The organism is Paenarthrobacter sp. AT5 (assembly GCF_032764245.1).
GTDB classification, from domain to species: Bacteria; Actinomycetota; Actinomycetes; order Actinomycetales; family Micrococcaceae; genus Arthrobacter; species Arthrobacter ureafaciens.
In genome coordinates this window covers 196,730-222,790 of the sequence record NZ_CP136441.1, presented here as the reverse complement: position 1 = coordinate 222,790, position 26,061 = coordinate 196,730, and the positions used below count along the sequence as shown (strand labels likewise).

The 26,061-nt window shown below is 61.5% G+C and carries 27 protein-coding genes and 1 pseudogene; 15 read left to right on the top strand and 13 right to left on the bottom strand.

Going from position 1 to position 26,061, the window contains the following annotated elements; translation table 11 throughout:
* Positions 1-36: 36 nt before the first annotated feature.
* The 3 genes from trxB to RI444_RS01065 all read right to left on the bottom strand — a co-directional run bounded on the left by trxB (position 37) and on the right by RI444_RS01065 (position 2,329).
* Positions 37-1,014, bottom strand: a complete 978-nt coding sequence (trxB, locus tag RI444_RS01075) for a thioredoxin-disulfide reductase (protein WP_021471324.1) — start codon at positions 1,012-1,014, stop codon at positions 37-39.
* 36 nt (positions 1,015-1,050) lie between these two features.
* Entirely contained in the window at positions 1,051-1,473 is a 423-nt protein-coding gene (locus tag RI444_RS01070; RefSeq protein ID WP_021471325.1) for an arsenate reductase ArsC, read from the bottom strand.
* Positions 1,474-1,654: 181 nt separating this feature from the next.
* On the bottom strand, positions 1,655-2,329 hold the full coding sequence (locus tag RI444_RS01065; RefSeq protein ID WP_207605250.1) for an ArsR family transcriptional regulator: 675 nt from the start codon (positions 2,327-2,329) through the stop codon (positions 1,655-1,657).
* 45 nt (positions 2,330-2,374) lie between these two features.
* Between RI444_RS01065 and RI444_RS01060 the strand changes: the two genes are divergently transcribed.
* The 7 genes from RI444_RS01060 to radA all read left to right on the top strand — a co-directional run bounded on the left by RI444_RS01060 (position 2,375) and on the right by radA (position 7,650).
* The gene (locus RI444_RS01060) at positions 2,375-3,112 is read left to right on the top strand and encodes an aquaporin (protein WP_207605251.1); all 738 of its coding nucleotides are present in this window, start codon (positions 2,375-2,377) and stop codon (positions 3,110-3,112) included.
* 47 nt (positions 3,113-3,159) lie between these two features.
* Positions 3,160-3,513 carry an ArsR/SmtB family transcription factor gene (locus RI444_RS01055; protein WP_062094581.1) on the top strand — a complete coding sequence of 118 codons (354 nt, stop codon included), beginning with the start codon at positions 3,160-3,162 and terminating at the stop codon, positions 3,511-3,513.
* 23 nt (positions 3,514-3,536) lie between these two features.
* Positions 3,537-4,022: a GNAT family N-acetyltransferase gene (locus RI444_RS01050; RefSeq protein WP_207605831.1), complete on the top strand. Its 486-nt coding sequence runs from the start codon at positions 3,537-3,539 to the stop codon at positions 4,020-4,022.
* 127 nt (positions 4,023-4,149) lie between these two features.
* Positions 4,150-4,581, top strand: a complete 432-nt coding sequence (locus RI444_RS01045) for a LexA family protein (RefSeq protein WP_207605252.1) — start codon at positions 4,150-4,152, stop codon at positions 4,579-4,581.
* On the top strand, positions 4,574-5,872 hold the full coding sequence (locus tag RI444_RS01040; RefSeq protein ID WP_179015151.1) for a Y-family DNA polymerase: 1,299 nt from the start codon (positions 4,574-4,576) through the stop codon (positions 5,870-5,872). Before RI444_RS01045 ends, RI444_RS01040 begins: the two co-directional genes overlap by 8 nt.
* Before the next feature lie 28 nt (positions 5,873-5,900).
* Entirely contained in the window at positions 5,901-6,182 is a 282-nt protein-coding gene (locus RI444_RS01035) for a hypothetical protein (protein ID WP_021471332.1), read from the top strand.
* A 94-nt stretch (positions 6,183-6,276) separates the two neighbouring features.
* Positions 6,277-7,650, top strand: coding sequence for a DNA repair protein RadA (gene radA / locus RI444_RS01030; RefSeq protein ID WP_179015145.1), 1,374 nt, complete (start codon positions 6,277-6,279; stop codon positions 7,648-7,650).
* Here radA and RI444_RS01025 read toward each other — a convergent pair.
* Both RI444_RS01025 and RI444_RS01020 read right to left on the bottom strand, forming a co-directional pair.
* Positions 7,643-7,837, bottom strand: coding sequence for a hypothetical protein (locus tag RI444_RS01025; RefSeq protein ID WP_179015142.1), 195 nt, complete (start codon positions 7,835-7,837; stop codon positions 7,643-7,645). The two genes, radA and RI444_RS01025, sit on opposite strands and share 8 nt — an antisense overlap.
* A 231-nt stretch (positions 7,838-8,068) precedes the next feature.
* Positions 8,069-8,707 (bottom strand): LysE family translocator, encoded by a 639-nt coding sequence (locus tag RI444_RS01020; RefSeq protein ID WP_242703174.1) that lies wholly within the window; start codon positions 8,705-8,707, stop codon positions 8,069-8,071.
* An 82-nt stretch (positions 8,708-8,789) separates the two neighbouring features.
* On the opposite strand from RI444_RS01020, the gene RI444_RS01015 reads away from it, so the two are divergent.
* Positions 8,790-9,263, top strand: a complete 474-nt coding sequence (locus RI444_RS01015; protein WP_144648860.1) for a MarR family winged helix-turn-helix transcriptional regulator — start codon at positions 8,790-8,792, stop codon at positions 9,261-9,263.
* Positions 9,264-10,309: 1,046 nt separating this feature from the next.
* Here the strand turns inward: RI444_RS01015 and RI444_RS01010 are convergent.
* On the bottom strand, positions 10,310-10,669 hold the full coding sequence (locus RI444_RS01010; protein ID WP_144648861.1) for a cupin domain-containing protein: 360 nt from the start codon (positions 10,667-10,669) through the stop codon (positions 10,310-10,312).
* Positions 10,670-10,959: 290 nt separating this feature from the next.
* On the opposite strand from RI444_RS01010, the gene RI444_RS01005 reads away from it, so the two are divergent.
* Complete coding sequence (locus RI444_RS01005; RefSeq protein WP_144648862.1) at positions 10,960-12,567, top strand: MFS transporter; 1,608 nt, start codon at positions 10,960-10,962, stop codon at positions 12,565-12,567.
* 349 nt (positions 12,568-12,916) lie between these two features.
* Here the strand turns inward: RI444_RS01005 and RI444_RS01000 are convergent.
* From RI444_RS01000 to RI444_RS00970, 7 genes and pseudogenes are all read right to left on the bottom strand, one after another.
* Positions 12,917-13,955, bottom strand: a pseudogene (locus RI444_RS01000) (NAD(P)-dependent alcohol dehydrogenase).
* A 12-nt stretch (positions 13,956-13,967) separates the two neighbouring features.
* Positions 13,968-14,162 (bottom strand): hypothetical protein, encoded by a 195-nt coding sequence (locus RI444_RS00995; RefSeq protein WP_144648863.1) that lies wholly within the window; start codon positions 14,160-14,162, stop codon positions 13,968-13,970.
* 12 nt (positions 14,163-14,174) lie between these two features.
* Positions 14,175-14,414 (bottom strand): hypothetical protein, encoded by a 240-nt coding sequence (locus tag RI444_RS00990; RefSeq protein ID WP_144648864.1) that lies wholly within the window; start codon positions 14,412-14,414, stop codon positions 14,175-14,177.
* Positions 14,411-15,529, bottom strand: coding sequence for a tartrate dehydrogenase (locus RI444_RS00985; protein ID WP_207605253.1), 1,119 nt, complete (start codon positions 15,527-15,529; stop codon positions 14,411-14,413). The genes RI444_RS00990 and RI444_RS00985 overlap by 4 nt, the downstream gene beginning before the upstream one ends.
* On the bottom strand, positions 15,526-17,073 hold the full coding sequence (locus RI444_RS00980) for an aldehyde dehydrogenase family protein (protein WP_207605254.1): 1,548 nt from the start codon (positions 17,071-17,073) through the stop codon (positions 15,526-15,528). Before RI444_RS00980 ends, RI444_RS00985 begins: the two co-directional genes overlap by 4 nt.
* 45 nt (positions 17,074-17,118) lie before the next feature.
* Positions 17,119-18,396 carry an NAD(P)/FAD-dependent oxidoreductase gene (locus RI444_RS00975; protein WP_207605255.1) on the bottom strand — a complete coding sequence of 426 codons (1,278 nt, stop codon included), beginning with the start codon at positions 18,394-18,396 and terminating at the stop codon, positions 17,119-17,121.
* 30 nt (positions 18,397-18,426) lie between these two features.
* The gene (locus RI444_RS00970; protein ID WP_144648868.1) at positions 18,427-19,101 is read right to left on the bottom strand and encodes a haloacid dehalogenase type II; all 675 of its coding nucleotides are present in this window, start codon (positions 19,099-19,101) and stop codon (positions 18,427-18,429) included.
* 359 nt (positions 19,102-19,460) lie between these two features.
* Here RI444_RS00970 and RI444_RS00965 point away from each other — a divergent pair, with 359 nt between their 5' ends.
* The 6 genes from RI444_RS00965 (at position 19,461) to RI444_RS00940 (ending at position 26,055) form a co-directional block, all read left to right on the top strand.
* Entirely contained in the window at positions 19,461-20,396 is a 936-nt protein-coding gene (locus RI444_RS00965; RefSeq protein ID WP_144648869.1) for an ABC transporter substrate-binding protein, read from the top strand.
* A gap of 7 nt (positions 20,397-20,403) precedes the next feature.
* Complete coding sequence (locus RI444_RS00960) at positions 20,404-21,339, top strand: amino acid ABC transporter permease (RefSeq protein WP_242703073.1); 936 nt, start codon at positions 20,404-20,406, stop codon at positions 21,337-21,339.
* Positions 21,336-22,103: an amino acid ABC transporter ATP-binding protein gene (locus tag RI444_RS00955; protein ID WP_207604654.1), complete on the top strand. Its 768-nt coding sequence runs from the start codon at positions 21,336-21,338 to the stop codon at positions 22,101-22,103. The genes RI444_RS00960 and RI444_RS00955 overlap by 4 nt, the downstream gene beginning before the upstream one ends.
* A 2-nt stretch (positions 22,104-22,105) precedes the next feature.
* The gene (solA, locus tag RI444_RS00950; protein WP_207604653.1) at positions 22,106-23,242 is read left to right on the top strand and encodes an N-methyl-L-tryptophan oxidase; all 1,137 of its coding nucleotides are present in this window, start codon (positions 22,106-22,108) and stop codon (positions 23,240-23,242) included.
* A 79-nt stretch (positions 23,243-23,321) separates the two neighbouring features.
* A complete protein-coding gene (locus RI444_RS00945) occupies positions 23,322-24,575 on the top strand; it encodes an aspartate aminotransferase family protein (protein WP_144648872.1) in 1,254 nt (417 codons plus the stop codon).
* A gap of 25 nt (positions 24,576-24,600) precedes the next feature.
* Positions 24,601-26,055 (top strand): NAD-dependent succinate-semialdehyde dehydrogenase, encoded by a 1,455-nt coding sequence (locus tag RI444_RS00940; protein WP_207604652.1) that lies wholly within the window; start codon positions 24,601-24,603, stop codon positions 26,053-26,055.
* The last annotated feature ends 6 nt before the right edge of the window (positions 26,056-26,061 follow it).

Genomic DNA, 26,061 nt, shown 5'->3' with positions numbered 1-26,061 from the left:
CGGCGGGGGCATCCAGTTCACCCCCTGATCGTGTGCTTAGGCGTGGGTGGGTTCTTCGACCAGGGCGGTGGCGATGCTGTCTGCGTCCTCCAGCGCGGCGAGGTAGCGTTCGGCGTCCAATGCTGCCGCGCATCCTGTGCCGGCGGCGGTGATGGCCTGCCGGTAGCGGTGGTCCACGGCGTCCCCGCAGGCGAAAACACCGGAGAGGTTGGTGAGCGTGGTGGGTGAGTCAACCTTGATGTAGCCCTCGTTGTCCAGCTCGACCTGTCCGGTGACCAGTTCGGTGCGGGGCAGGTGACCGATCGCGACGAAGATCCCGGTCGCGTCCTGGTGGCGGGTTTCCCCGGTGCGGGTGTCTGTCAAGGTGACACCGGTGACCTTGGTGTCGCCGTGGATGGCGGTGATGGCGGAATTGAAGGCGAAACTGATCTTGGGGTTGTCCTTGGCGCGCTGGGCCATAATCCGGGAGGCCCGGAGTTCGTCCTTGCGGACCACGACGGTGACGGACTTGGCGAAGCGGGTCAGGAATGTCGCTTCTTCCATGGCCGAGTCCCCGCCCCCGACGACGATGATGTCCTGGTCCTTGAAGAAGAACCCGTCGCAGGTGGCGCACCAGGACACCCCGTGACCGGACAGTTTCTTCTCTTCGGCCAGGCCGAGTTCCTTATAAGCCGAGCCAGTCGCGAGGATGACAGCCGGGGCCTCATGCGTCTCGCCGGCGCCCGTGACCACGCGCTTAAGGTGACCGGTGAGATCAACTTCGGTGACGTCGTCGAACACCACCTGCGCACCAAACTTCTCAGCCTGTTCCTGCAGACCGTCCATCAGTTCGGGGCCTTGGATCCCGCCTGGGAAGCCCGGGAAGTTCTCCACCTCGGTGGTGTTCATCAGCGCCCCGCCGGCGGTGACGGACCCGGCCAGGACCAAAGGCTTGAGGCCGGCGCGGGCGGCGTAAATGGCTGCGGTGTACCCGGCAGGGCCGGAGCCGATGATGATCAGTTGTTCGGTGCTCACGAAACTGCTCCTAAGAGAGAGACTGGAAGGGCCGGGTTATTTGGCGGCTGGGATCAGGGAAGCGATCAGGTCCTCGATGCGGCTCTTGATCTCGTCCCGGATCGGACGGACCGCCTCCACACCCTGCCCTGCCGGGTCTTCCAGGACCCAGTCCTCGTAGCGCTTGCCGGGGAAGTACGGGCATTCGTCCCCGCAGCCCATCGTGATCACAACGTCCGAGGCCTGCACGGCCTCGGTGGTCAGGACCTTCGGGATCTCGGCGGACATGTCGATGCCGAGTTCGGCCATGGCCTCGACGGCTGCGGGATTGACCTTGTCCGCAGGCTGGGAACCGGCGGAGCGGACCTCGATCGCGCCGTGCGCCAGAGTGGTCAGGAACGCTGCGGCCATCTGGGACCGGCCGGCGTTGTGGACGCAGACGAACAGAACGGACGGCTTCTTGACGGTTTCGGTGCTCATAAGGAGTTCTCCTGGGTTTGGGTTGGGTGAGCTGTTCGGCTTGGCTATTCGGGGCCGCAACCCACACCCTCCAGATATTGATGTTCGTCGATGTAGGGAGTATTTCCCAAAACATTGATGATTGTCAATATTTAGATGAGGCGAGGTTTGGCCCCGGCGTTTGGGTGGTTGGCGTGGGTGTTCAGGCGGCGTGCAAACGTGGGGCGAGGTCGCTGATTCGGCGGGTGATGTCCTGGTAGGCGTGCTCGAAAGCGGCGGGGGTGCCGGACCGGACGGGGTCCGGAACGGACCAGTGAATATTGCTTGGCGGGGCGGCGAGCTCTTCGTGGGCACTGTCGCAAACGGTGATGATGAAGTCGCGCCCGTCGGCGACGTCATCCAGGTGCTGCGGAGCACGGTGGCCGAGGTCCAGCCCATGCCGGGCCGCGATCTCGATGGCCCCGGGAGCGATGCGTTCGGCGGGGTGGGTGCCCGCGGAAGCGGCCGGGATATCGCTGGCCTGCCGCCAGAGGGCGGTAGCCAGTTGGGAGCGGGCACTGTTGTGGGTGCACACGAACAACACCCGGCGCACGGCATGCCCGACACCGGGAGTGAGACCATCCAGGGAGCCAGGGGTGAGGCTGAGGTAGCTGCGGCGCTTGTCTGCTTCGGAGCGGTGCCGCCCGACCAGGCCTGCAACCTCGAGGGTGCGCAGGTGGTGGGAGAGCAGGTTGGAGGGGATGCGAAGCTCGGCCTGCAGTTCGCTGGGCGAGTAGTCACCCAAGGTGAGCAGATCCACGATCCGCAGCCGGGCAGCGTCGGCCAGGGCCGCATGCTTCGCTAGCCGAACGTCAAAGGTGGTTCGCTCAGTTTCCATTGGTTCAATTTTGACTGAGATAATTTTCCGGGTCAAGCTTGTGGCATGACTTCACAGCAGCCGCTATTGTGGCGCCGCGCCTTGGCCGAACTGATCGGCACCTGCCTGCTTGTCGCCGTCGTGGTCGGGTCCGGGATCGCCGCGCAGCAGTTGTCCCCGAACGACGTCGGCCTGCAGTTGCTGGAAAACAGCACCGCCACGGTGCTGGGGCTCACGGTGCTGATCCTGGTGTTCGGCCCCGTCAGCGGGGCGCACTTCAACCCGGTCGTTTCCGCGGCGGACTGGTTCCTGGGCCGGCGCCATGGCACCGGACTGAACCTGACCGAACTCGGCATCTACGCAGTGGCGCAAGTCGCTGGTGCGATCGGCGGCAGCGTCCTGGCCAACGTGATGTTCGACCTCGGGACCTCGACCTCAACCAAGGACCGCACCACGCCCGGGCACCTGGTCGCTGAAGCCGTCGCCACCGCCGGGCTCATCCTTCTCATCTTCTCCCTGGCCCGCACAAACCGCGGACTGCTGGCCGCCCCGGCGGTCGGGGCATACATCGGGGCCGCATACTGGTTCACGTCCTCGACCTCGTTCGCGAACCCAGCCGTGACCATCGGCCGGATTTTCACCGATACCTTCGCAGGCATCGCCCCGGCCTCCGTTCCCGGCTTCATCCTCGCCCAGATCACTGGCGCCGCACTGGGCCTGGGCCTACTACTGGCCCTGTTCCCCGCGGCTGGGAGTGCCGCGGACGACGTCGTCGTTCCGCACCCCGCCAAAGAGACGGCCTGACCGCAACTTGATATTGATGCTTGTCAATATTCGGGCATAATGGGGAGATGACTTCTCCGCTGACCCTCGAACCGGATACTACCGCCGACCGTGGCTGCTGCGCCCCCGATGCTGCTGCCCTCGATGCCGAGGAAGCCAAGCAGCGGGCCATGGTCTTCAAGGCCCTGGCCGACCCGAACCGGCTCCGGCTGCTCTCCATCGTCAAGGCCTCATCCACCGGCGAAGCGTGCGTATGCGACCTCCCCGGGCCGCTGGAACTGAGCCAACCTACCGTGTCCCACCACCTCAAAGTGCTGGTAGAGGCCGGGCTGCTGCACCGGGAGAAGCGCGGCACGTGGGCCTACTTCTCCCTCGTCCCCGGCGCCCTCGATGAGGTCGCCGCGACGCTCGCCACGCTGTGAGCCCCGCAGCGCCGATCAGGGCAATGCAGCCCGGGGACTGGCCCGCGGTGCGAAGGATCTACCAGGAAGGGATCGACGGCGGCCACGCCACGTTCGAATCCACCGCCCCCGACTGGGAGGCGTTCAACACCACGCGGCTCCCCGGCCACCGCCACGTCGCCGGCCTACCAGGCCGGGCCGCTCTGGGCTGGGCAGCCGTCACGCCGGTGTCATCCCGGACCGCATACGCCGGAGTGGTCGAACACTCCATCTACGTCAGCACGGACGCCCACGGTCAGGGCATCGGCGCCGCCCTGCTCCAGGCACTGATCGCCTCCACCGAGAGCGCAGGGATCTGGACTATTCAATCCAGCGTCTTCCCCGAAAACGAACCCAGCCTCAAACTCCACCAGACCCACGGCTTCACAGTAGTCGGACGCCGCAATCGCATCGCCCGCATGCCGCACGGTCCACTCGCCGGGCAATGGCGCGACACACTCCTCATCGAACGGCGTTCCGCACTGATCTGATGGCCTCGTAGCACTGCCGGCCGGGCCACGGCGAAGAGTCGCCTCGGATGCGTTCGATTAAGAAGCTATTTTGTCGGCCGCCTGCAGTACAGTTAATTCGAACATAAATTCGAATAAAAGGTGTGTTGTGGGCGTGATAGTTGGCCCCCGCGTGATAGATGCGGGACTGTCTCTGGTGAGGATCCTGGTGGCGCCGGTCGCGGTGGCCGCCGGTTATCCCTCGCCGGCGCAGGACTACTTTGAGGGCCGGATCGACCTCAACGAGCACCTGATCAAAGATGTGACCAGCACATTCATCGTCCGGGTCACCGGGCAGTCGATGGAGCAGGCCGGGATCAGTGACGGGGACGAGCTGATCGTCAACCGTGCCTTGGAACCGAAGGACGGCTCCGTGGTGATCGCGGTGCTTGACGGGGAATTGACCATCAAGCGGCTCCGGATCACTCCCACGGCCGTGCTTTTGCAGGCGGACAATCCCCGTTTTCCGGACATCGTGGTTCCGGCGCTGTCCGAAATCACCATCTGGGGCGTGGCCACGAGGTGCCTGCACCATGTCTAGGCCAGCACTAATGCGCCGGATGCAGGAAATCGCGCACGTGGACGTTAACTGCTTCTACGCTTCGGCCGAGCGCGCCTTCAACCCTTCCCTGGAAGGCAAACCGGTAATCGTGCTCTCCAACAATGACGGCTGCGCCGTCACCCGTTCCCCTGAAGCCAAGAAGCTGGGAATCGGCCTCGGCGAGCCGTGGTTCAAACTCCGGCCCCGCGCCAAGGAATGGGGTCTGGTGGCCCTCTCCAGCAACTACGAACTCTACGGCGACATCTCCGCCCGGGTCATGGAATTGCTGGGCCGCTACTCGGCCTGGTTGGAGGTCTACTCAATCGACGAAGCATTCCTGGGCGTCAAAGGCGAACCGGAGCAACTGCTGGAGTTGGGCCGGACCATTCGTACGGCCTGCCGGCGGCACGTCGGCGTGCCCGTCTGTGTCGGCATAGCCCCCACCAAGACCCTGGCCAAGCTGTGCAACAAATGGGCCAAGCACAATCCGGCCTTCCGCGGCGTATGCAGGTGGGAATCAGTACCCGCGGAACAGCGCGAGGCGCTGATGGGGCGGCTTTCCGTGATCGAAATTTGGGGAGTCGCCACCCGGCTCACCAAGCGCCTGAACGCGATGGGCATCTTTTCGATTCTGGATCTGGCCCGGGCGAACCCCGTGGCGATCCGGGACAGATTCTCCATCGTCATGATGCGCACCGTCCTGGAACTGCAAGGCACACCATGCATCCCCATGGAAGAGGAACGCGTCGGCAGGGACCAACTGATCTTCTCCCGTTCCTTCTCCACGCCGATCACCACGGCGGCAGGGTTGCGGCAGGTCATGAGCGTCTACGCCCAGATGGCCTCTGCACGCCTGGCCAAACACGACCTGCAGGCCAAGGTCCTGACCGCGTTCGCCGCTACGTCCCACTTCAACCCCAACGAGAAATCCTTCCCGTCGGTCTGCCTGACCCTGCCCGCACCAACCGCCGACCCCGTGCTGCTCACCAGGGCCGCCCATGCACTGCTCCCCCAGATCCACGAAAACGTGAAGTACGTGCGGGCGGGAATCATGGTCACCGACCTGCGTCCCACCGGGAACCAGAAGCCGCTGGAACTGTTCCAAAATCCCCACGAAGAACGCGGCATCGGGACCCTGCTCGAGGACGTCTCCAAACGCTATGGACGCGGAACAATCGGCCTCGGGCACGCAGGCATCCGCGGCGGACCCGACTGGACCATGAAACGCGACATGCTCTCCCCCAGATACACCACCCACTGGGACGAACTCCCCCTCGTCAAAGCCGCCTGACCCTGCTGACAAGTAGAAAGAAGCCCCCATGACCCTGGCTCCCGAACACCCGAACTGCACACTCCATGAGGTCGCTGTCCGGTTCAGCCCAGGCGGCACCCCGATGGCCATCCGCCATGACGGAGTGATCTGGATGGTGGACCCGGACATCCACGCCGACCACTGGTTTACGCAGGACTCCGCAGGTGACACCCCGCGCGAGCACTGGCAAGTCCAAGCCAAACTCCCCACGGCAGGGGCGGAACTGCGGACTTTCACACTTCGCCGGGAGCCGCTGGACGTCGCTTGGCGGCTCGAATCAATCAGCTGATGCCCTATGATCCGTGCCGCGCCGCCGTGCCGGAACAACCCCGGGAACAGATCGCTGCCTTATCCTGTCAGTCCCCCCGGCTAACCTTGAACGCATGGCTTCCAAGACGTCCCGTGCTTCCAAGACACCCGCTTACAAATGCGCCGAATGTGGTTGGACGGCCATCAAATGGGTGGGTCGGTGCGGCGAGTGCCAGGCCTGGGGAACCGTCGAGGAGTACGGCGCCACGGTTGCGCGTACGACGGCGGCGGCTACAGTGCTGGAGCCGGCCCGCCGGATCGCTGAGGTAGACGGGACAACCGCAGCGTTCCTGCCCACAGGCGTGGACGAACTCGACCGCGTCCTGGGAGGAGGGCTGGTCCCCGGCGCCGTCATCCTGCTCGCCGGGGAACCCGGCGTCGGGAAGTCCACCCTCCTGCTGGACGTCGCCGCGAAGTTTGCCCGCACCGGGCAGGACGTCCTCTACATCACGGGTGAAGAGTCCGCTGCACAGGTGAAGTTGAGGGCCGAGCGGATCGATGCGGTGGCGCACACCCTTTACCTGTCGGCAGAGACGGATCTGGGCCAGGCGCTTGGCCAGGTGGAAAAGCTGGAACCCAAACTCCTCATCGTGGACTCGGTGCAGACGTTGAGCAGTGCCGACGTCGAAGGCAGCGCTGGCGGTGTTTCCCAGGTGCGCGAAGTCGCGGCTTCAATCATCGCCGCTGCCAAACGCCGCAACATGACCACTCTCTTGGTCGGCCACGTCACCAAGGACGGAAACATTGCCGGGCCGCGGCTCCTTGAACACCTGGTGGATGTTGTGTGCCAGTTCGAAGGCGAGCGCCACTCACGGCTTCGCTTGCTTCGCGCCGTCAAGAACCGCTACGGCGCCACGGACGACGTCGGCTGCTTCGACCTGAACGAGGCCGGAATCGAGGGGCTGGCTGATCCGAGCGGGCTGTTCGTTTCGCGGACCCGCGAACCCGTCTCGGGTACCTGCATCACGGTCACTATGGAGGGGCGCCGCCCTCTCCTTGCAGAGGTGCAGTCGCTCTTGGCGGACAGCGCCAACGCCCAGCCGCGGCGGGCCACCAGCGGCTTGGAGAGTTCCCGCGTTGCCATGCTGCTGGCCGTGCTCCAGCAGCGGGCCGGATGCATGCTGCATAAGGATGATTCGTATGTGGCGACAGTCGGCGGGGTGAAACTGAGCGAACCCGCAACGGACTTGGCGGTGGCCCTCGCTGTCGCATCCGCCAAGTCCCGCAGGGCCCTCCCACAGCGTCTGATCGCCTTTGGCGAAGTGGGGCTGGCCGGTGAAGTCCGTCCTGTGCCCGGGATCAACCAGCGGATCCAGGAAGCCCATCGGCTCGGCTTCACGCACGCGATCGTTCCGGCCAGTCCTGCGGGAGCCGGGGTCATCCCCGAAGGCTTCTCGGTGCGTGAGGTTGGGCATCTTGCGGAGGCGCTGGAACTGCTGATCACCTAAGCTGTGCTATGGGCGGCGTGACCTGCTCGAGGCCGCCATCGGAGAGTATGGCGTAGGCGATCAACTGCCCGCCAAACAGCGGGAGATCAGTCAACGCATTGTCAAATCCGCTGGCTATTTCCCGGTAGGTGAGCTTGACCAGGCGGCGAGCCACGACGTTGCCACCATCACCGTGCCGATTCACCAACCGGAAAGCGAACCGCAGCTGATCCTGCGCCTGCTCTACCCGCCAAAGGGCGTTTCAGGAGCAACAGTGGAAGCCTGGGCACAACGCATCGTTGACTTCGCAACCGAAGCAACTCAACGACTTAATTAGTACACCAAAAGACCTGTCGCCCGGCCCTTCTGCTGCAGCGCAGGCCAACTCTGGAGTGGTGATAACAACTTGAACATCGTGTACATGGACTCACGGTTTGATTTACGCGGCAGCGGTCCTCGCGAGTTCGACCGCGTATAGCCCGGTCAGTACGATCCCCAGAACGCCGAGTACGACCGTCGCCGAGCGCATTGTTATTGTGTACGCCCGCGGGGTGAAACGATCGCGGAAGCGCGCGAGCAGCAGCGCCACGACCGCTTTCGCCCCGATCAGGGCTAGGTAAAACGCGGCAACCAGAGACAACGCGCCGAGCGGTGCCGATTTCCACTCGCGCAAGAACAGTGGTCCAAGCACGGTCGCCCACGTGATCCAAGGGTGAGGGCTGAGCAAGTTCACCAAGGCGCCCTGGAGAAGAGTACGCCACCCGTCCGTCCGCGGAGGCACGATATCAGACGCGACCTGCTCGACCGCTGCATTACGATGCCACTGCAGCCCGGCGGAGACGGCCAAGTAGACACCTCCCAGCAACCCAATCACCGAGAGCGTCCAATACGGTAGTCGTTCGAGCGCGAGGACTACCAGCACCACGACGACCGCGTCCGAAAGCACCGGCGCCACGGCCGTCGCCATTCCTCCACGCCAACCGCGGCGGAGTGTCTGTGCCACAACGAGAACGAGCAGCGGCCCGGGGCTGATGCCCGCCGTAGCGCCGAGCGACAAGCCGATTAGAAGCGCATCCATTGTTGTTTCCTCAAGTGGACTATGAGCATGACATGAATTATTATGTCAGCATAATTATGCACGCACAACTAAAGGTTGAACGATGAAGATTGAGGATGCGGACGATCTCGGCACGCTGGCTGACCTGCTACTCGACGTCGCACGGCTTATTCGAATGGTCGAACCTCTCGGCGAGGTACCAATCTTGACTGAGACGGAACAGATGGTCATGCGCGTTGTCGACCTCGCGCCAGGGTCGACGCCAAGCGAAATTGCGGACCGGTCCGTCCTCCAGCGGCCCAATGTCAGCGCTGCGCTCCGCAGCCTTGAGGCCAAAGGGCTCATCGATCGCACCGAACGGACCGGACGGAACGTCGTCGTCCGGCCGACAAAGGCTGCCGCAATCGCGCTCGAGCGGCTTCGGAAAGCACTGCGCGAGGTTATGATAGAGGCAACGGAGGAGGCCGATATCGAAGAATTGCTGTCCCTCATTGCACCACTGCGCGAGCTGGAGCTGAGACTCTTCGCACTCCGGCGGCCGACTCGGACGCAGATGAACAGGTCCGACCTTCGGTAGCAGCGCCGCCCCGTAATTCCTCCGCATGGGCGCACTCGGACGAGCGCCAGGACGCATAAGAGCCAGTTCCTGGTCCCCGAGGTCACTAGCCAGCATCGGGTAGGGAACGGGCTTAGGAGCCAGACTCTGCTGTAATTCCACTCACCCCGACGGGATGCACTTAAAATTTCGGCCGATACGAGTCCATGAGATGCTCGAGGTCGCGCGCTACATCGGCAAGAGCCCGTGTGCGCCAAGTCTGACGTGCTTGCTGGGGTTGCTTCCGGCCGAGCTCAGTTCTCCTTGAACCTCTGCTTCTCGCTGGTGATGAGGTACTCGATAGGGGGCGGGATTTACTTCCGTCTAAAGGGTCGTAAAAGAGAAGCGCCGGGGCCGCAAAGTCATCGTTAATCATGATTGCCTTTCATTTTGACTTTTCAGCAGGCCGCCATGGACGATTGGGGGCCTCCTTATCTCATATCGAACCCAAGAGGCCTCGCCGACGGTAGTTCTTACTTGCGGGTCAACCTGCTTCAGCTGCAATGGAATGATTTGAACAGATGCTATTGCAGCCAACGTGTCGGGTTCGAATGGGAAAAGCCAACCCGGCAAAATCGACATCTGCACGCGAGCGGCCCATTGCATCGAATTGCGCCGTCATGAACCGTCGTTGCAGGAAGTCCAGTTCAATTACGAGGTTCTTTCTCCAATGATGACAGGCCGCCAAAGACAGCCTCCTCCTGGTGTAATGATTGAGGTTCAACCTACGCCACCAGCCCGTGCATAAAGTCGGAACAATCGCTTCTTATCGCTCCTCCAGTATGTTTTCTGGCCGCATATATGCTGACGCGCTCAGACCTAGTTTCCCAGTCTCGAATGCGTCCTCACGGTTGGCTGTTGCCCCGTCGAACGTAAAGGGCTATTCAAGGCAGCGTACTCGCCTTCAGCACTGGCCATAAACTATTTAGTAGGCCCGCGTTGGTGAAGCGCAGTCCACAGGAAGCAGCCATGAGCGTTTTACCTCAGCGTTGGCTGCAAGCAGTCCGGCAGGCTTTCTCTCTTTCGGACTAGGATGTCGTCGTCGGTACGTTGTTGACAACCCACATCTTGCGGACGGTTTCGTGGATAGTCCACGAGCCCTCCCAGCCAGCCGGCATCACGAACAGAGTGCCCGGACCAATGTCGAAGCTGGTGCCGTCCGCTTCAGTAATGGTTGCGGACCCACTCAGTATCTGGCAGATCTCGTCGTTCTGACGCACGGAATTGGATACTCCCGGAGTTGCCTCCCAAATACCCGTCTTGAAGTCGCCCCTGGCCCAAAGGCGGAAGTCGGCATCCGTCTGACCGGGTGTAACCGAATTCTTTTTGGGGGTGTGCTCCCCTAGATCGGCTGTTGTTGTGTTGCGCATAACGATGGCCTTGACCATAACTACTCCCTCTTTACTTTTTTTTATTGAACACCGTTGTCCCGCCTCGCGGTCGGCCTTTGAAGGGGTTAGCCCTCGGATTTGCAAGCGTACGCCACAAGAAGACGCCAATTAGGCCTTCAAGAGGCAAGGCAATATTTCCAACAACGAAATAAGCGCGAGGAGAAGCCAGCAGGGCGCATCATTGCAGTCGCTTGCCCTCAACTTCACGTGCCGCTCCCGGCACAGAAGGAAAGAGAACGTCGGTTTTCCCGCATCAACACGGGGCCCGCGGAGGCGGCTCACACTGCATGCCGGACCGTACTCATCGACCGGTTTATGTTTCTTTCCGCAAAAGAAACATTGCATTGCTTGGCGTGCAGCTAATCATCTTCTTCTTATCGCATACGCTGTGGGGCATCTCATCGCACGCCCTGGAGGATCGCCTTGCACTATTCCCACCTTTTGGAGGGTTTTCGGCGCAGCATTGGCTATGGCCGGCGCGCAGCGTCTCCGGGAGCCGTCTTGGCCGCGCTTATGGTTGCCAGATTTGCGAGCCACGAGTGATTTCGAACACGAGATTCCCAAATAAGGCCAAGTCAAGCCGTCTAGGTACACGTCGAGTTGAGGCTGCCCCGCAGTTGCTTCTAGGAAGCCAACTGATTTTCAACATTGGTTTCTTTGCAGTGGTACCCTTTTTGGCTGTTGCGATGCGGAACGATTTCGGTCTGGGCGCGATGGCGGTTGGTGTTGTTCTCGGGGCGCGAACATTCGCTCAGCAGGGTCTGTTTCTCTTTGGTGGGGCGCTGGCCGATCATTGGGGGGCGAGAGAGTCGATGATCACGGGCTGCTTGGTACGTGTTTCTGGGTTCTTGCTCCTTGCGTGGGCCTCAGACTTTCCGATGTTTCTCTTCGGCGCTGTCGTCACGGGCATTGGTGGCGCGCTGTTTTCCCCCGCTATGCAGAGCCTTGTCGCAACAGCCGCAGAGAGCGGTCAGGGGAAACCGGACTATCGGAAAGAGTTGGTCGATACGGAGACATCCGCAACCCGGCCGAAGCGCGAACGTTCCTCCCTCTTTGCTTTGCTTGTGGTTTGCGGCGAAGTGGGCACCGTACTCGGCCCACTCATGGGCTCCTTACTCCTAAACACTGGCTTTGACACCTCACTGGTGACGGGCGCCGGAGTTTTTGCGTTGATGGCAGCCGTCTTTTGGCTCTTTCTGCCCAGAACCCAGCCACGTGCTTGCAGAACCAGAGCCAACACACCGAGTAATGGCAGGCCCGCCGGTCTTTGGTCTTGCCTTCGGGAAAAGAGGTTCATCGGTTTTGCTGCCTTCTACAGCGTAAATCTGCTTGCAACCAACCAACTGTACTTTGGGCTCCCGATCGAAATGGAGCGCAGCGGGGTGGGCGTAGATGCCTTGGCAGTCGTCTTTGCCTACGCCTCAATCCTGACGATTGCCCTCCAATGGCCGATCGCCGGTATCATGGGTCGCTACGGGCCCAAGCTGGCACTCCCCCTTGGATTCTTCCTTCAAGCGATGGGTTTCGCTGCCCTCGCGGTGATGGCCGTATTCCCTGCGCCATCCGCCATCCCCGTTATACCCGCCATTGCCCTGGTAACAGGCCTTGCCCTCGGAAATATGTGCGTACTGCCCGTGGCGATGGGGCTCGTCCTTGAGTTCTCCGCAGGCCGCCCGACAGGTGCATATTACGGGCTATTGGCCAGTGCCGGCGGACTCGCCGTGGTCATCGGAAACGCCGCGCTGGCCCCGCTCTACGAACACGCCGTCACTCCGTCAGCACACGCCAGCGCACCGTGGCTTCTCCTGGCCCTGACTGCAGCCATCTCAGCCGTATCGATTCGACACTTCACACCGCGGCCCCTGGCACCGAATCGCGTTCATTCATCGCCCTAAATCAAAGAAACGAAGATGACGCAAGTGAGATTTCGGTCAACACGGGAGTAGAAGTAGCTGCGAGAACTACTGTGTTTCGAGGAACCGGTTCCGCAGTGAGTCAAGCTTAGCCGTGGTCCTCCCTATCGCCTTTCGGCTATACGAGGCGTATTCGAAAACGCCATCCCCGTGAACCAGCAACTTCCGGGGTTTACCCACAGGATCTCTGCACTGCAGGCGTTCTTATCCTTGACTGTTCGGCATTGGGGTTTGCTGTGTCTACGGTATCGAGACCCAGCGGGCTGCATAACGCGCTCTAAGGCGAAGAGGCCACGGACCGCAGTTGAGTGGCAGCGACCCAGGCTCCCTGTCAACGCGTGGTGGCATCCAGGACAAACCTGAACCGGACCTCACTGGCCAAAACACGGTCGAAAGCTTCGTTGATGTGAGCACCGTCCGCCACTTCGACTTCCGCGCCAAGATTGTGGGCGGCACAAAAATCCGGAATCTCCTGGGTTTGCCGGATTTCGCCCATCTTGGATCCGCTGAGGTTTCGCCGGTCCGAGATCAGGGACCATGCGCGTTGGCTAAGGGGTTTGGACAGAAGCCCCACCAGGACCAGCGTGCCGCCAAACCCAGCAGAGAAAGGTATTGGTCCACATCGATCTCAGCGGAGACGGTGTTGATGATGAGATCGAACTTGTCCCGCAGCGCTGCGAATGTTTCAGGGTCCGACGTTGCAAAGAAGTGATCCGCTCCGAGTCGACGTGCGTCCTTTTCCTTCGTCCTGGATTGGCTCAGCACTGTTACTTCTGCTCCCATGGCGGCAGCTATTTCAGGCCCAGATGTACTAGGCCACCCATACCGACTATCGCCACCCGCTTGCCGGGTCCGGTCTTCCACTGACGTAACGGCGTATACATGGTGATTCCTGCGCACAGGAGCGGAGCAGCCGCTTGCGGCGTCAGTCCATCCGGGATCTTCAGTACGTAATTTTCATCCACGAGGATACTGGTGCTGTAACCGCCGGCGGTCGGCAGCCCATCCGACCCAGTGGAGTTATATTTGCTTGTTAATCCCTTTAGGCAGTGTTGTTCTTCTCCGGCAAGGCAGTTCATCCATTCCCGGCAGGAATCTACAAAGCATCCCACTCCGACGACGTCTCCAACGGAATGCCGCGTCACCCCTGCGCCTATGGACCCCACGACGCCGACGATTTCGTGTCCTACAACCAGTGGATATCGCACCTGAGACCATTCTCCTCGTGCGGCGTGAATGTCGAAGTGGCAGAAACCGGTGTAGAGGATGGTCAGCACCTTATGATCGCCGGGATCCCTGCGGATGATGGTCCCGGGACGACGAGGCGAGGTGGGCGACTCAACGATGTCAGCCCTGGCCTGCGAAGGCATATGGGTGTCCCTTCAGCTGGAGGTATCTTCTGGTACCTTCGAGGCGCGCCTTTCCCCCGCATGCGTGGTCCAGGCCGCCGACAGTCCTCCCCCGCCGATCGTCAGGAGCAACAGCCCGCCCACTAGATTGAGTGCGCCGTTCGCGAAGATGCAGGTGGTGCCGCCGGTAACAGCCAGGACTGCCATCACAGTTGCAAATGCACGCATGTCAAGCGTGCCTTACCAATGGCATTCGTTTTCGCTGGCGCTTCGGCAAAACTGGCACGCGACGTTCTTTTTCAAATGGGTCCACGTCTCCGATGCCTGGGTGATGCCCCGGTTGTAGCCTTTCTGCATCGGAAAGCGCTGGCGGCCCTCTTGGATGATGTCCGCGAACAGGCAGGCGTGCGATTCACCACCGCTGACGGACTGGCCGAAGTGATGGTTGGGGCGGATGTTGGTCGCTGTGTCGGTGCTCACGATGATGGCGATGCCGGTACTGCCACGGGGGTGTTGGCAGCGTCGACGGACGGAACGGCATCGATGGCGTCGATGGTGGCCAGGACCGCTGCGGTGAACTCGGAGGTGGACGATGTCCCGCCGACATCGCGGGTTCCGAGTCCTTCACGGAGGACTGACTCGAACGCCGTCTGCAGGTGCCTGGCTGCTTCCGGGTGGCCGAGGTGTTCCAGCATCATTGCCCCGGACCACATCTGGCCGACAGGATTCGCGAGTCCCATGCCCGCAATGTCCGGCGCTGAACCATGTACCGGCTCAAAGAGCGACGGGAAGTCGCCTTCGGGGTTCAAGTTGGCGCTCGGAGCTACGCCGATGGACCCTGTCACAGCACTCCCGAGGTCCGACAGGATGTCCCCGAGCAGGTTGGATGCCACGATCACGTCGTAAGTCCACGGCTTCAACACCAAGTGGGCGGCCAAGGCGTCCACCAGTTCGCTGGTAAGGGTAACTTCCGGATAGAGCCGGACCGCTTCTTCAACAATCTCGTCCCAGAACGGCATGGTGTGGATGATGCCATTGCTCTTGGTGGCCGAAGTCAGTCGTCGGCCCCGTGAAGAAGCCTGGGATGCCGCGTAGTGTGCTGCCCGGGAGACTCCCAGGCGGGTGAAAATCGTCTCCTGTACGGCGCTTTCGTGCGGCTGCCCGCGGTAGATGCGTCCGCCGATTTCCGAGTATTCGCCCTCATTGTTCTCACGGACAATGAGGATGTCGATCGGTTCCTTCGACGCCAGCGGCGACTTCACGCCGTCGAGCGTTTTGACCGGACGCACGTTGATGTACTGCTGGAACTCACGGCGAATGGGGATCAACAGACCCCACAGCGATTCCGCGTCGGAGACCTGGGGCGAGCCGACAGCACCCAGGAAAATAGCCGCATGTTGGGCCAGCTGCTCAAGGCCATCCTCAGGCATCATCCGGCCGTGGCGCAGGTAGTAGTCCGAACCCCAGTCGAAGTGCGTGAATTGCAGGTCCAGGGAATGAAGACGGGCGATTCGTTCCAGGCACTCCAGCGCGGCCGGAACAACTTCCTGGCCAATCCCGTCACCGGCAATAACGGCAATTTTGTGGGTGGTCATACTGCTCCGATCGTGGTTGCGGCGAACTGCTGCCAGCCTGGCGATGGCTCAGGCAATTGGATGATGGTGTTCTTTGGTTCGGTCATTTCGCGAACCGTGTGCTTGACGCCTTCCCTTCCTACGCCGCTGCGCTTGAAGCCGCCGAAGGGCATCGAGTCGATCCGCACATCACTGGTCTCGTTAATAACCACCGATCCCACGTGCAGCTTCTCCGCGATGGCCAGGGCCTCTCTGAACGATTCAGTGAAGACGCCGGCGTGAAGGCCAAATTCCGTGTCGTTGGCCGCACGAACAGCATCCTGGACCTCGATGAATGGGAGAACACTAACCACCGGGCCGAAGACTTCCTCCCGGATCACACGGCACGCGGACGGTACGTCCGTGAGGACAGTTGGCGCATAGTGTGCACCATGCCGGCGTCCGCCGACGTGGACGGTGGCACCAGCGGCCTTCGCCTCTTCCACCCAATCCTCCACGCGCCGCGCCTCCGCTTCGCTGATGAGGGGCCCGATATCTGTTGTGCGTTCCAGCTTCGGGCCGGACCGCAGCGCTTTGGTTCCGCGCACAACGTCATCAAGGACCCGTTCGAAGAGTGAAATGTGTACGTAGACCCTCTGGACGGACAGGCAGTTCTGGCCAGCCACGCCGAAAGCCCCTGCCACGATCGCCTGCGCAGCTTCTCCTGCGTTCGCATCAGCGCAGACGATCGTGGCATTGTTGCCGCCAAGTTCCGAGAGGATTTTCTTGGCGCCGGCGGATGAAGCAATCCTGTCCGCCGTTTTTGGCCCCCCGGTGAAAGAGATCAAGTCCACCTGGGGGTCAGTCACAAGGGCCTCGGAAACGCCCGGGCCCGCAACGATTGCAGCCACCCGCCCGGCGGGTACTCCAGCGTCCAATAGCAACTGAATGAAGGCCAGCCCTGTCAGGGGCGTCCGTCCGGAAGGTTTGAGCACGACGCCGTTGCCTCCGATGAGCGCCGGGCCCAGCTTATGCGCCACAAGGTTCAGCGGATCGTTGAACGGCGTGATGGCTGCAACGATTCCCACAGGCTTGCGGTTGTACCAACCAAGCTTTCCCGTGCCTGCCAAACTGTCTTCGAAAGCCAGGGTCTCGCCCTGGAGCTCTCCGGAGGCAGCAGCCGAAAGCCTGAGCGTCTCGATGCAACGGAGGACTTCACGTTCGGCTTCGTTGATGGTCTTGCTGCTTTCTGCAGCAATGATGTTGGCGAAACGTACCGCCTGTCCGCGAAGCAATTCAGCCGCCTTTTCCAAAGACTCCCTACGCCGGCGCAGGGGCCAATCAACCTCCAGCAAATGCCGGTGGATGTGGGCAACGGCGCGTCGCACGTCCTCCGGGGTGGACGAACAGACGGTTCCCAGCAGGAGCCCATCTTCAGGATCCCGGACTTCGACGGTCATGTCCGTCGTTTGCCAGGTTCCTTCAAAGAAGGCGCCTCCCTGCAGGTCTGCGACCTGTGTCCGCTGGTAGGCGGTCTCTCCGACGGATTTTGGCCGCAGCCCACCCACGGTTGTCTTTGTCGTCATCCGAAGCCTTACTGATTGATACTTGCTGTGTTGCCTGAAGCGGGGTTACTTCACGCGGTCGATGATCTTGGCCGCAGCGCCGATGAAGGGCAGGAACCACGGCGGGCCGAAGTGGCCCGGCACCGGGGGGTTCTTCAAGTCGCCCCACACGTTCGCGGACTTGTCCCCTCCCATGTAATGGGCCATGCGCTTGCCCATGTGGGCCGCCATCTGGACACCATGCCCGCTGTAGTTGAGCGAGTAGAAAAGTCCATCGTGCTCCCCGGCGTGGACCATCTGGTCCATGGACAGGTCCACCAGTCCGCCCCAGATGTAATCCACCTTTGCGTTGGACAGGTACGGGAAGAGTTCGAGCATGGCCTTGCGGAGAATTGCGGCACTCTTGACATCCGAGTCCGGGCTGGAAAGCGCGAACCTGGCACGGCCCCCGAAAAGAAGCCTGTTGTCCGGGGTGATCCGGAAGTAGTAGGTCAGCATCTTGCTGTCGGAAGCCATCCGGCGATTCGGCAGGATCCGGTTGACCACGTCTTCCGGCAACGGTTCGGTACAGATGATGAAGCTGCCAACAGGAATCACCCGGCGCTGCATCCACGGGGTGACGTTGCCCGTGTATCCGCTGGTGGCCACGAGCACCTGCTTCGCCCGCGCGATGCCGCGCGTCGTATGCACGTCATAAACCGTGCCGTTGACCCGCTTCAGTTCCGTCACGCCTGCGTTCTCGCAGATCTGTGCGCCGGCGTTGGCTGCCGCGCCGGCCAGTCCGTGGGCGAACTTGCCCACGTGGAGTCCGGCTCCCAAGGGGTCCATCATGGCGCCCTGGTAGAAGTTGGTTCCGATCTCGCTATGGATATCGGCCTTCGGAATCAGCGTGACATGGTGGTCCACGAGCTTGGCCAGCAACTCCTGGGACTTTTTGAAGCCGTCGTTGTGCGACTCATGGTAGGCCAGCGAGAGCTTGCCGAAGCGGTTGAAGTCACAATCGATCGCGTAGTCATGGACCAGCTTCTCAATGCTGTCGATCGCGTCATTGTACTCGCGGAAGTACTCCACGGCACGGGCCTCGCCGTACCGCTTGACCGCTGAGCTGAAACCGATGGCGAGCCCGGTCGTGGCCATTCCGCCGTTGCGGCCGGATGCCCCCCAGCCCACGGTGTGGCGTTCGAAGACCGCGACGCTCGCGCCCTGCCGGGCAAACTCAAGCGCAGCGGACAAGCCTGTAAAGCCGGCACCGATAACCGCGACGTCGACGTTATCCGGCACGGGCGTGCTGCGGTAGTCACCGGAAGGCTCGGCTGTGTCCAGCCAGTAAGGGATGAGTTTCACGGGATGGCCTTTCGCCTCAGGGAATCGGGATCAGAGACCGAGGTGCTTATTGATCTCGTCGAGGGACTTCACGCTGAACATGTCGTAGCCCGTAGTGACAGGGTCATAGCCACGGTCGAGCAACACAAGGTTCCGGAAGCCCAGGTCGTGCATCGGATGCACGTCATACCGGGTGTGCGAAGAAATGTGGAGGAAGTCCTCAGGCTTGGCGTTCAAGGTGTCCAGCATGTACTCGAAGGCCTGGTAGCGCGGTTTGTAGGCCTGTGCCTGCTCCGCGGTCAGCACTGCGTGGAATTCGGCGCCGAGCTTGGGGATGCTGATGTCCAGGAAGCTGTCATCCGCGTTGGAGAGAGCCACCAGCTTGTAGTTGTCGCCCATCAGCTTCAACGGAGCCGGCACGTCGTCGTGCGCAACCCAACCGCGCACGGCATCTGCAAACGCCGCCCCTGCACCTTCAGTGGGTCCGATTCCCCACCGCTTGCACACGCGATCGAAGGAGTCCTGCAGGATCTGCTCGTACGGCTTGTAGTCACCAAGGACCTCGTCAAACCGGTAGCCGCGGAACTGCCTCTTGAACTCCGGCCACTGATCCTCGGAAATGCGACCATCCAGGAGTCGACGGGTAGTTGGATCGATGTCGAAATTGATGAGCGTGCCGTAGACATCGAAGGAGATGTACTTCGGGCGGAAGTTGGTCTCTGCCATGGCAATTTCCGTTCATTCGGGAGGCGGGGCGGGTCTGCCCTGGATATGGACATGTTCAACGGGAGCGAACCAGACCGGGCTGGAGCGGCCACGGGGTTGCTGCCAGATACTCGACTGTAGAAGGGAAAATTGTCAATTGTCAACAGTTTTCGACATTCAATCCAAAATCTCAACGTAACATATCACCAAAAAGTTATCTGTGGATTGTTGACAATCGACCTCTTTAGGGGTTGCATTGCTCTTAGGTACAGGAGAGATCCTCATCACATTCCCGCTCCATCGAACATCGACGGGACGCACATAACTCTCCTGATGACTGTCACATCCTCCCCCAGCTGAAACCCTCGAAGGGAAGCATCATGAAGACCATATTCAAGGCACAGACAACGGCTGCAGGCATAGCCCTGCTGCTTGCTTTGAGCGCATGCGGAGGTGCCGCCAACAGCGACTCCGCCAGCAGTGAGTCGGCGGACACCAGCCTGACCAACAACACCAGAGACATCTCCGAGGGTGTGCAGCCTGACCAAGCCGCGGTGGCATTGTTGCCGCAGTCGATCAAGGACAAGGGTGAACTGACGGTCGCCATGGACCTTCACTACCCGCCCACGACGTTCCTGGCCGAGGACAACAGCACACCGATCGGCTTGAACCCGGACGTCGCCCGGCTCATCGCCAAGAAGCTGGACTTGAAACTGAAGTTCGTGGACACGAAGTTCGACACGATCATCCCGGGTCTGGACGGCGGACGTTTCGACTTTACCGTCACCACAATGGCCAAGACCGAAGAGCGCCTGAAGGTCCTGGACATGATCGACTACTTCAAGGCCGGCAACTCGGTCGTTGTGGCGGCAGGGAACCCGCTGAACCTATCTATGGAGACCCTGTGTGGCAAGAATGTTGCAGTGACGCAGGGCTCTACCGGTCAGCTCAAGCGCCTTCCGGCACTGAGCGAGCAGACCTGCACCTCCAAGGGCCAGCCCGCGATCAACGCTGTAACGCTGCCCAACATTCAGGAAGCTCTGACGCAGCTGCACTCCAAGCGCATCGACGGCATCCTCTATGACACAACCGCTCTCGGCTGGGCAGCCAGGCAGCAGCCGGACTCCTTCACTCTCCTGGGCCGGGTCAACGTCGGCTCCAGCGACCTATCTGCCGCCGGCCTTAAAAAGGGTTCGCCGCTGACCCCGGCTATGCAGGCGGCTATCCAGTCGGTCCTTGGGACCCCGGAGTATCAGGAATCTCTGAAGACTTGGGGCCTGGATTCAGGCGCCATCACTGACGCCAAATTGAACTAGCAGGTTCATGATGAAGCAAGCAACCCTTGACCGGAGCAGACAGACAGTGGACGGCATGGATCCCGCGTTGAAGCCGCGACTGAAGCGGCGCAGCACGTTCGAGTACGTGGCCTGGGCAGTTTCGATCCTCGTGGGTGCCGGCATGCTCTACTCCGTTGCCACCAACCCGAACTTCAAATGGGGAACGGTAGCGAAGTATTTCACGGCGGAATCCATCCTGCGCGGACTGATGCTGACGATCTTCCTCACCATCGCGAGCATGGCCCTCGGTACCCTGCTGGGGCTGCTCCTGGCCATCATGAGGGCATCAAGCGTCAAACCCATCGCCATCGCCGCGGGCGCCTACATCACATTGTTCCGTGGGACCCCTGTGCTGGTGCAGCTGATCTTCTGGTTCAACATCTCCGCCCTTTACCCGAACCTGTCTATCGGTATTCCCTTCACTGATATTGGCACCGCGATTGATACGAACGCCTTGATGGGTCCGATCACCGCCGCGCTGGTGGGTCTGACCTTGAATGAGGCCGCCTATATGGCCGAGATCGTCCGTGGCGGGTTCTCCGCCGTGGGCAAGGGACAGATCGAAGCGGCTGATTCGTTGGGGATGAGCGGTGCCATGAAGATGCGCAAGGTCATCATCCCCCAGGCGATGCCTTCCATCATTCCGGCCACGGGCAACCAGGTGATCGGCATGTTCAAGGAAACCTCCCTGGTCTCCGTCCTGGGCGTGGCCGAACTGCTCCAGAGCGCCCAGCTGATCTACGCCCGCACGTACGAGACCATTCCGCTGCTGATTGTGGCCAGCCTTTGGTATCTCGTCATGACCCTGGTGTTGAGCTACCCGCAGTCCAAGCTCGAACAGAAGTACTCGCACACCTCCGTCCGGATCCCCCGCAAATCCAAAAAAGTCACTTTGACCGCACCGGAAGGAATCGCACGATGAGCACCGCCGGTACCATCCAAGCCAGCCGCATCCGAAAGTCCTTCGGACCCAAGACGGTTCTCAAAGACGTGGACCTCGAGGTCGCCAGCGGTGAGATCTGCTGCATTATCGGCCCTTCGGGCTCGGGCAAGTCCACTCTCCTGCGCTGCATCAACGGCCTCGAAACTGTTGATTCCGGCGTCCTGAAAGTCAATGGTGAAGACTTCGGGTACTACGAAACCGATCATGCCTACCACGCCCTGCCGCCCAAGAAGCTGGCACAGCAGCGGACACGCGTCGGAATGGTTTTCCAGCAGTTCAACCTGTTCCCGAACATGACCGCCCGGGAGAACGTCATGTCCGGGCCCGTTTTGGTCAAGCGGGCGGACAAGAAGGAATCAGCCAAGCGAGCCCAGGAGCTGCTCACCAGCGTTGGCTTGGGTCAGTTCGGGGATCGCTATCCCGCTGAGCTTTCCGGCGGCCAGCAGCAGCGCGTGGCCATCGCACGGTCCCTGGCGATGGACCCTGACATCATCCTCTTTGATGAGCCCACCTCGGCGCTGGACCCCGAGAAGGTTGGTGAAGTCCTCAGCGTCATGCAGGATCTGGCCAAGAGGGGCATGACCATGGTGGTGGTCACCCACGAGATGGGCTTCGCCCGCGAAGTCTCCGATTCCCTCATCTTCATGGACGACGGCATCGTGGTTGAACGAGGCGACGCCCGCGAAATCCTCAGCAACCCTAAAGAACCCCGCACGCAAGCATTCCTGAAGCAGGTCCTCTAACCATGACAGATGGAAAACTCGCCGTCATCGGCCTGGGCAGCATCGGCAGTATGGCCCTCTGGCAGGCCTCCCGACTGACGGACTCCGTTACCGGATTTGAAGCGAAGCATCCCGCCCACGGACGCAGCGCCGTCGGCGGTGATACGCGTCTGTTCCGCATGATCTACAAGGGGCATCCGGGCTACTACCCCATCATGCAGCGCTCCAAGGAACTTTGGGCTGAACTTGAGGCCGAAACCGGCCAGGACATCCTCACACGCTGCGGAGGGCTCTCCATCGGAGCAGCCCAAGGGGCGTACCTTGCCAGCGTACTCGAAACGACCGGGATAACGGGAGCAGAGCATCATCTGTTGTCCCACCGGGAGTTGGCCGAACGCTACCCGCAGCACAATCTGCGGTCCGACGACGTCGCCGTCTTCGACCCGAATTCCGGCGCCCTACGAACCGATCGGGCCGTCACCGCCGCCATTGCCGCAGCCCGGGCCAATGGCGCAACGGTCCACACCAAAACGGCAATTGACAGCATCACCGAAACGGAGGACGGCGTCGTCATCACAGCCGGTGGGGAGTCCTGGACATTTGAGCAGGTTATTGTCGCCTCGGGGGGATGGTCCCGGCAACTGCTGCCGGTGTACGCAAAGGAACACGTCGAAACCCGACGGGTTTTCCTTTCCTGGTTCGTAGCCCGGGAACCCAAGGAGTTCGCGCCCGAACGTTTCCCCGTTTTCAGCCGCATCTACGAAGACCGTTCCATGTATGGCGCGCCGGCCGTGGATGGTGCCACCGTCAAGGCCACCCTTGACGGGCGCGGCAGGCCGGCCCTGGACCCCGCAGCCATAAACCGGGAACTGTCCGAAGAAGAAATCGCCGAAACCATGGAAACCGTCGCCGAGTTCTTCCCCGGCCTGGTGCCCACAATCGTTCGCTCGGATGCCTTCCCCGACCTCTTCACCAGCGACCGGAACCCGCTTCTGGGATACGTGGGAGACACCGGCAGGGTCTATGCCGCTACAGGCTTCTCTGGCGCTGGTTTCAAAATGGCCTCGGGTTATGGCGAGATAGCGGCTGCTGAGGCACTCGGCAAACAGATCTTCAACGGCTTGGAGTTCGTCCGACCCCAGCGTTTCAGCCCCCGCTGAACAAACCCCGCGAAGCAATAGGCTGTGACATGCATCGCCTATTGTTGACAATCTACAGTTACTAAGAAAGTATGACGACATGGCAACTCTCAGTCCCATTTTGAAGCAGGCGACCCCCGTGGTGGTCGACTATGCGGCGGGCAGCTGGATTCACGCTACTGATGGCAAGAAGTATCTCGACTTCACCACCGGAATTGGTGTCACCAGCACCGGTCACTGCCACCCGGACGTGGTCGCCGCAGCCCGCGAGCAAGTGGGCAAGATCGTGCACGCCCAATACACCACCGTGATGCACAAGCCCCTCCTGGAACTCACCGAACTCCTTGGCGATGTCCTGCCGGAAGGGCTGGACAGCGTCTTCTACGCCACGTCCGGCTCCGAAGCCGTGGAAGCCTCCATTCGCTTGGCGCGCATGGCCACGGGCCGCCCGAACATCATCTCCTTTCAGGGCGGCTTCCACGGCCGGACTGTAGCTGCGGCATCGCTGACCACAGCCGGAACCAAGTTCCGCTCGGGGTTCTCCCCACTGATGAGCGGCGTCCATATAGCCCCGTTCCCCCACTGGTACCGGCACGGCTGGGACGAGGCAACCGCCGTCGACTTCGCACTGAAGGAACTTGACTACCTGCTGATGACCATCAGCAACCCCAGCGACACGGCCGGGTTCATCATTGAACCTGTGCTTGGTGACGGCGGTTACATCCCCACCCCGCCGGCTTTCCTTCAGGGCCTCCGGGAAAGGGCCGACCGCCACGGCATTGTGCTCATCATCGATGAGGTGCAGGCCGGTGTCGGCCGCACCGGCAGGTTCTGGGGACATGACTGGGCCGGAATCCGCCCCGACGTCGTCATTACGGCCAAGGGCCTGGCAAGCGGCTTCCCTATTTCGGCCATTGCCGCGTCATCCGAACTCATGGGCAAGGCCTGGCCTGGATCCCAGGGTGGCACCTACGGAGGAAACGCAGTCGCAGCTGCAGCCGGGGTGGCAACCCTGGACGTCATCCGGCGCGAGAACCTCGTGGAAAACGCCCTGCTCCGAGGCAACGAGCTGCGGGCGGGGCTGGATAAGCTGCAGACCGAGTTCGCCGTCATCGGCAACGTCCGAGGGCGCGGCCTGATGCAGGGCATCGAGTTCACCGCCCCGGACAATACACCCGACGCAGCCACTGCACTTGCCGTGCAGCAGGCGGCCGTCGCCGAGGAGCTCCTGCTTCTTACCTGCGGTCCCCACGGCAACGTCATCCGGGTCATACCGGCACTCAATGTCACCGCTGACGAAATCCAGACCGGCCTCGCCAGGTTTACCCAGGCGATCAAAACTGCCACGTCCTGACCACCTGCTCACTGAAAGAATTAGCATGAACTCCTCCTTTGATCCCAGCAGCTTGCGAACAGACCTGTTCATTGACGGGACGTGGCAAAAGGCTGCCTCCGGCGCCACGTTTGCGGTGGAGAACCCAGCCACCAACGAGGTCATTGCCCACGTTGCCGACGGAGGCCCGGAAGACGCCGCCCGTGCTATCGAAGCGGCCGGACGGGCCCAGGCAGAGTGGGCCAGGTCCACCCCGCGTGAGCGTGCTGACATCCTGCGCCGGGCGTTCGAACTGGTCATCGCCAACACCGAAAGGCTTGCGGCGATCATGACTGCCGAGATGGGCAAACCCTTGGCCGAAGCCCGCGGCGAGGTGGCCTACGGCGCCGACATGCTCCGCTGGTTCTCCGAAGAAGCCGTACGCGTCGGCGGAGACGCCACCGGCTCCGTGGACGGCAACACCCGGATACTGGTCACGAAGGAACCCGTTGGCCCTTCGGTCCTGGTCACGCCTTGGAACTTCCCTTTGGCGATGGGCGCCCGGAAGATCGCCCCGGCCGTTGCAGCCGGCTGCACTATGGTCTTCAAACCGGCAGAGCTGACACCCCTGACCTCCCTGGCGCTGGTGGAACTGTTCAAGGAGGCAGGCCTGCCCGACGGCGTACTCAACGTCGTGACCACATCGTCCGCTTCCGTCGTGGTCAGGACCTGGACGGACAGCGGCCTCGCGCGGAAGATCAGCTTCACCGGCTCCACGGAAGTGGGCAAAGTACTGCTGCGGCAGGCGGCAGATAATGTGATGCGCTCCTCCATGGAACTGGGTGGAAACGCACCTTTCATTGTCCTGGCCGATGCTGACATCGAGAAAGCGGTGGAAGGGGCCATGAAAGCCAAGATGCGGAACATGGGTGAGGCGTGCACCGCCGCGAACCGGTTCTTCGTCCACCGCTCCGTCCTGACCGAGTTCAGCGAAAAGTTCGCCAAGAAGATGTCTGAACTTCGCGTCGGAAACGGTGCACTGGACGGGACCGACGTGGGACCGCTCATCGAGCAAAAGGGCTTGGACAAAGTACAAAGCCTCGTCGATGATGCCGTGTCAAAGGGCGCGCGCGTCCTCACCGGCGGCGGACGCCCGGAGGGGCAGGGGTACTTCTACTCCCCCACCGTGTTGGTGGACGTTCCGGGCAACGCGCAATTGATGAGCACCGAAATCTTCGGCCCCGTCGCCGCGATCACAGCCTTCGACAGTGAAGAAGAGGTCCTGCAGCAGGCCAACGACACCGAGTGGGGTTTGGTTGGCTACGTCTTCACCGAAAGCATGGATAAAGCCTTGAAGTTTTCCGCCGGTATGGAAGTCGGCATGGTAGGAATCAACACCGGGCTTGTCTCCAACCCCGCGGCTCCCTTCGGCGGAGTCAAGCAGTCCGGCCTCGGACGCGAAGGTGGAAAGGTGGGCATCGATGAATTCCTGGAGTACAAGTACACGGCCATAGCGGTCTAGTAGATT

What these genes read in the sequence shown, in the direction of transcription:
- RI444_RS00960 (WP_242703073.1), top strand. Translation starts at nt 20,404, where the DNA reads ATGATGAAGCAAGCAACCCTTGACCGGAGCAGACAGACAGTGGACGGC.
- radA (WP_179015145.1), top strand. Translation starts at nt 6,277, where the DNA reads ATGGCTTCCAAGACGTCCCGTGCTTCCAAGACACCCGCTTACAAATGC.
- RI444_RS00965 (WP_144648869.1), top strand. Translation starts at nt 19,461, where the DNA reads ATGAAGACCATATTCAAGGCACAGACAACGGCTGCAGGCATAGCCCTG.
- RI444_RS01035 (WP_021471332.1), top strand. Translation starts at nt 5,901, where the DNA reads ATGACCCTGGCTCCCGAACACCCGAACTGCACACTCCATGAGGTCGCT.
- RI444_RS01040 (WP_179015151.1), top strand. Translation starts at nt 4,574, where the DNA reads ATGTCTAGGCCAGCACTAATGCGCCGGATGCAGGAAATCGCGCACGTG.
- RI444_RS01020 (WP_242703174.1), bottom strand. Translation starts at nt 8,707, where the DNA reads ATGGATGCGCTTCTAATCGGCTTGTCGCTCGGCGCTACGGCGGGCATC.
- RI444_RS01050 (WP_207605831.1), top strand. Translation starts at nt 3,537, where the DNA reads ATGCAGCCCGGGGACTGGCCCGCGGTGCGAAGGATCTACCAGGAAGGG.
- RI444_RS01065 (WP_207605250.1), bottom strand. Translation starts at nt 2,329, where the DNA reads ATGGAAACTGAGCGAACCACCTTTGACGTTCGGCTAGCGAAGCATGCG.
- RI444_RS00940 (WP_207604652.1), top strand. Translation starts at nt 24,601, where the DNA reads ATGAACTCCTCCTTTGATCCCAGCAGCTTGCGAACAGACCTGTTCATT.
- RI444_RS01070 (WP_021471325.1), bottom strand. Translation starts at nt 1,473, where the DNA reads ATGAGCACCGAAACCGTCAAGAAGCCGTCCGTTCTGTTCGTCTGCGTC.
- RI444_RS01015 (WP_144648860.1), top strand. Translation starts at nt 8,790, where the DNA reads ATGAAGATTGAGGATGCGGACGATCTCGGCACGCTGGCTGACCTGCTA.
- RI444_RS00955 (WP_207604654.1), top strand. Translation starts at nt 21,336, where the DNA reads ATGAGCACCGCCGGTACCATCCAAGCCAGCCGCATCCGAAAGTCCTTC.
- RI444_RS00980 (WP_207605254.1), bottom strand. Translation starts at nt 17,073, where the DNA reads ATGACGACAAAGACAACCGTGGGTGGGCTGCGGCCAAAATCCGTCGGA.
- RI444_RS00970 (WP_144648868.1), bottom strand. Translation starts at nt 19,101, where the DNA reads ATGGCAGAGACCAACTTCCGCCCGAAGTACATCTCCTTCGATGTCTAC.
- RI444_RS00945 (WP_144648872.1), top strand. Translation starts at nt 23,322, where the DNA reads ATGGCAACTCTCAGTCCCATTTTGAAGCAGGCGACCCCCGTGGTGGTC.
- RI444_RS01060 (WP_207605251.1), top strand. Translation starts at nt 2,375, where the DNA reads ATGACTTCACAGCAGCCGCTATTGTGGCGCCGCGCCTTGGCCGAACTG.
- RI444_RS01010 (WP_144648861.1), bottom strand. Translation starts at nt 10,669, where the DNA reads ATGGTCAAGGCCATCGTTATGCGCAACACAACAACAGCCGATCTAGGG.
- RI444_RS01005 (WP_144648862.1), top strand. Translation starts at nt 10,960, where the DNA reads ATGCCGGACCGTACTCATCGACCGGTTTATGTTTCTTTCCGCAAAAGA.
- RI444_RS01055 (WP_062094581.1), top strand. Translation starts at nt 3,160, where the DNA reads ATGACTTCTCCGCTGACCCTCGAACCGGATACTACCGCCGACCGTGGC.
- RI444_RS00985 (WP_207605253.1), bottom strand. Translation starts at nt 15,529, where the DNA reads ATGACCACCCACAAAATTGCCGTTATTGCCGGTGACGGGATTGGCCAG.
- solA (WP_207604653.1), top strand. Translation starts at nt 22,106, where the DNA reads ATGACAGATGGAAAACTCGCCGTCATCGGCCTGGGCAGCATCGGCAGT.
- RI444_RS00995 (WP_144648863.1), bottom strand. Translation starts at nt 14,162, where the DNA reads ATGCGTGCATTTGCAACTGTGATGGCAGTCCTGGCTGTTACCGGCGGC.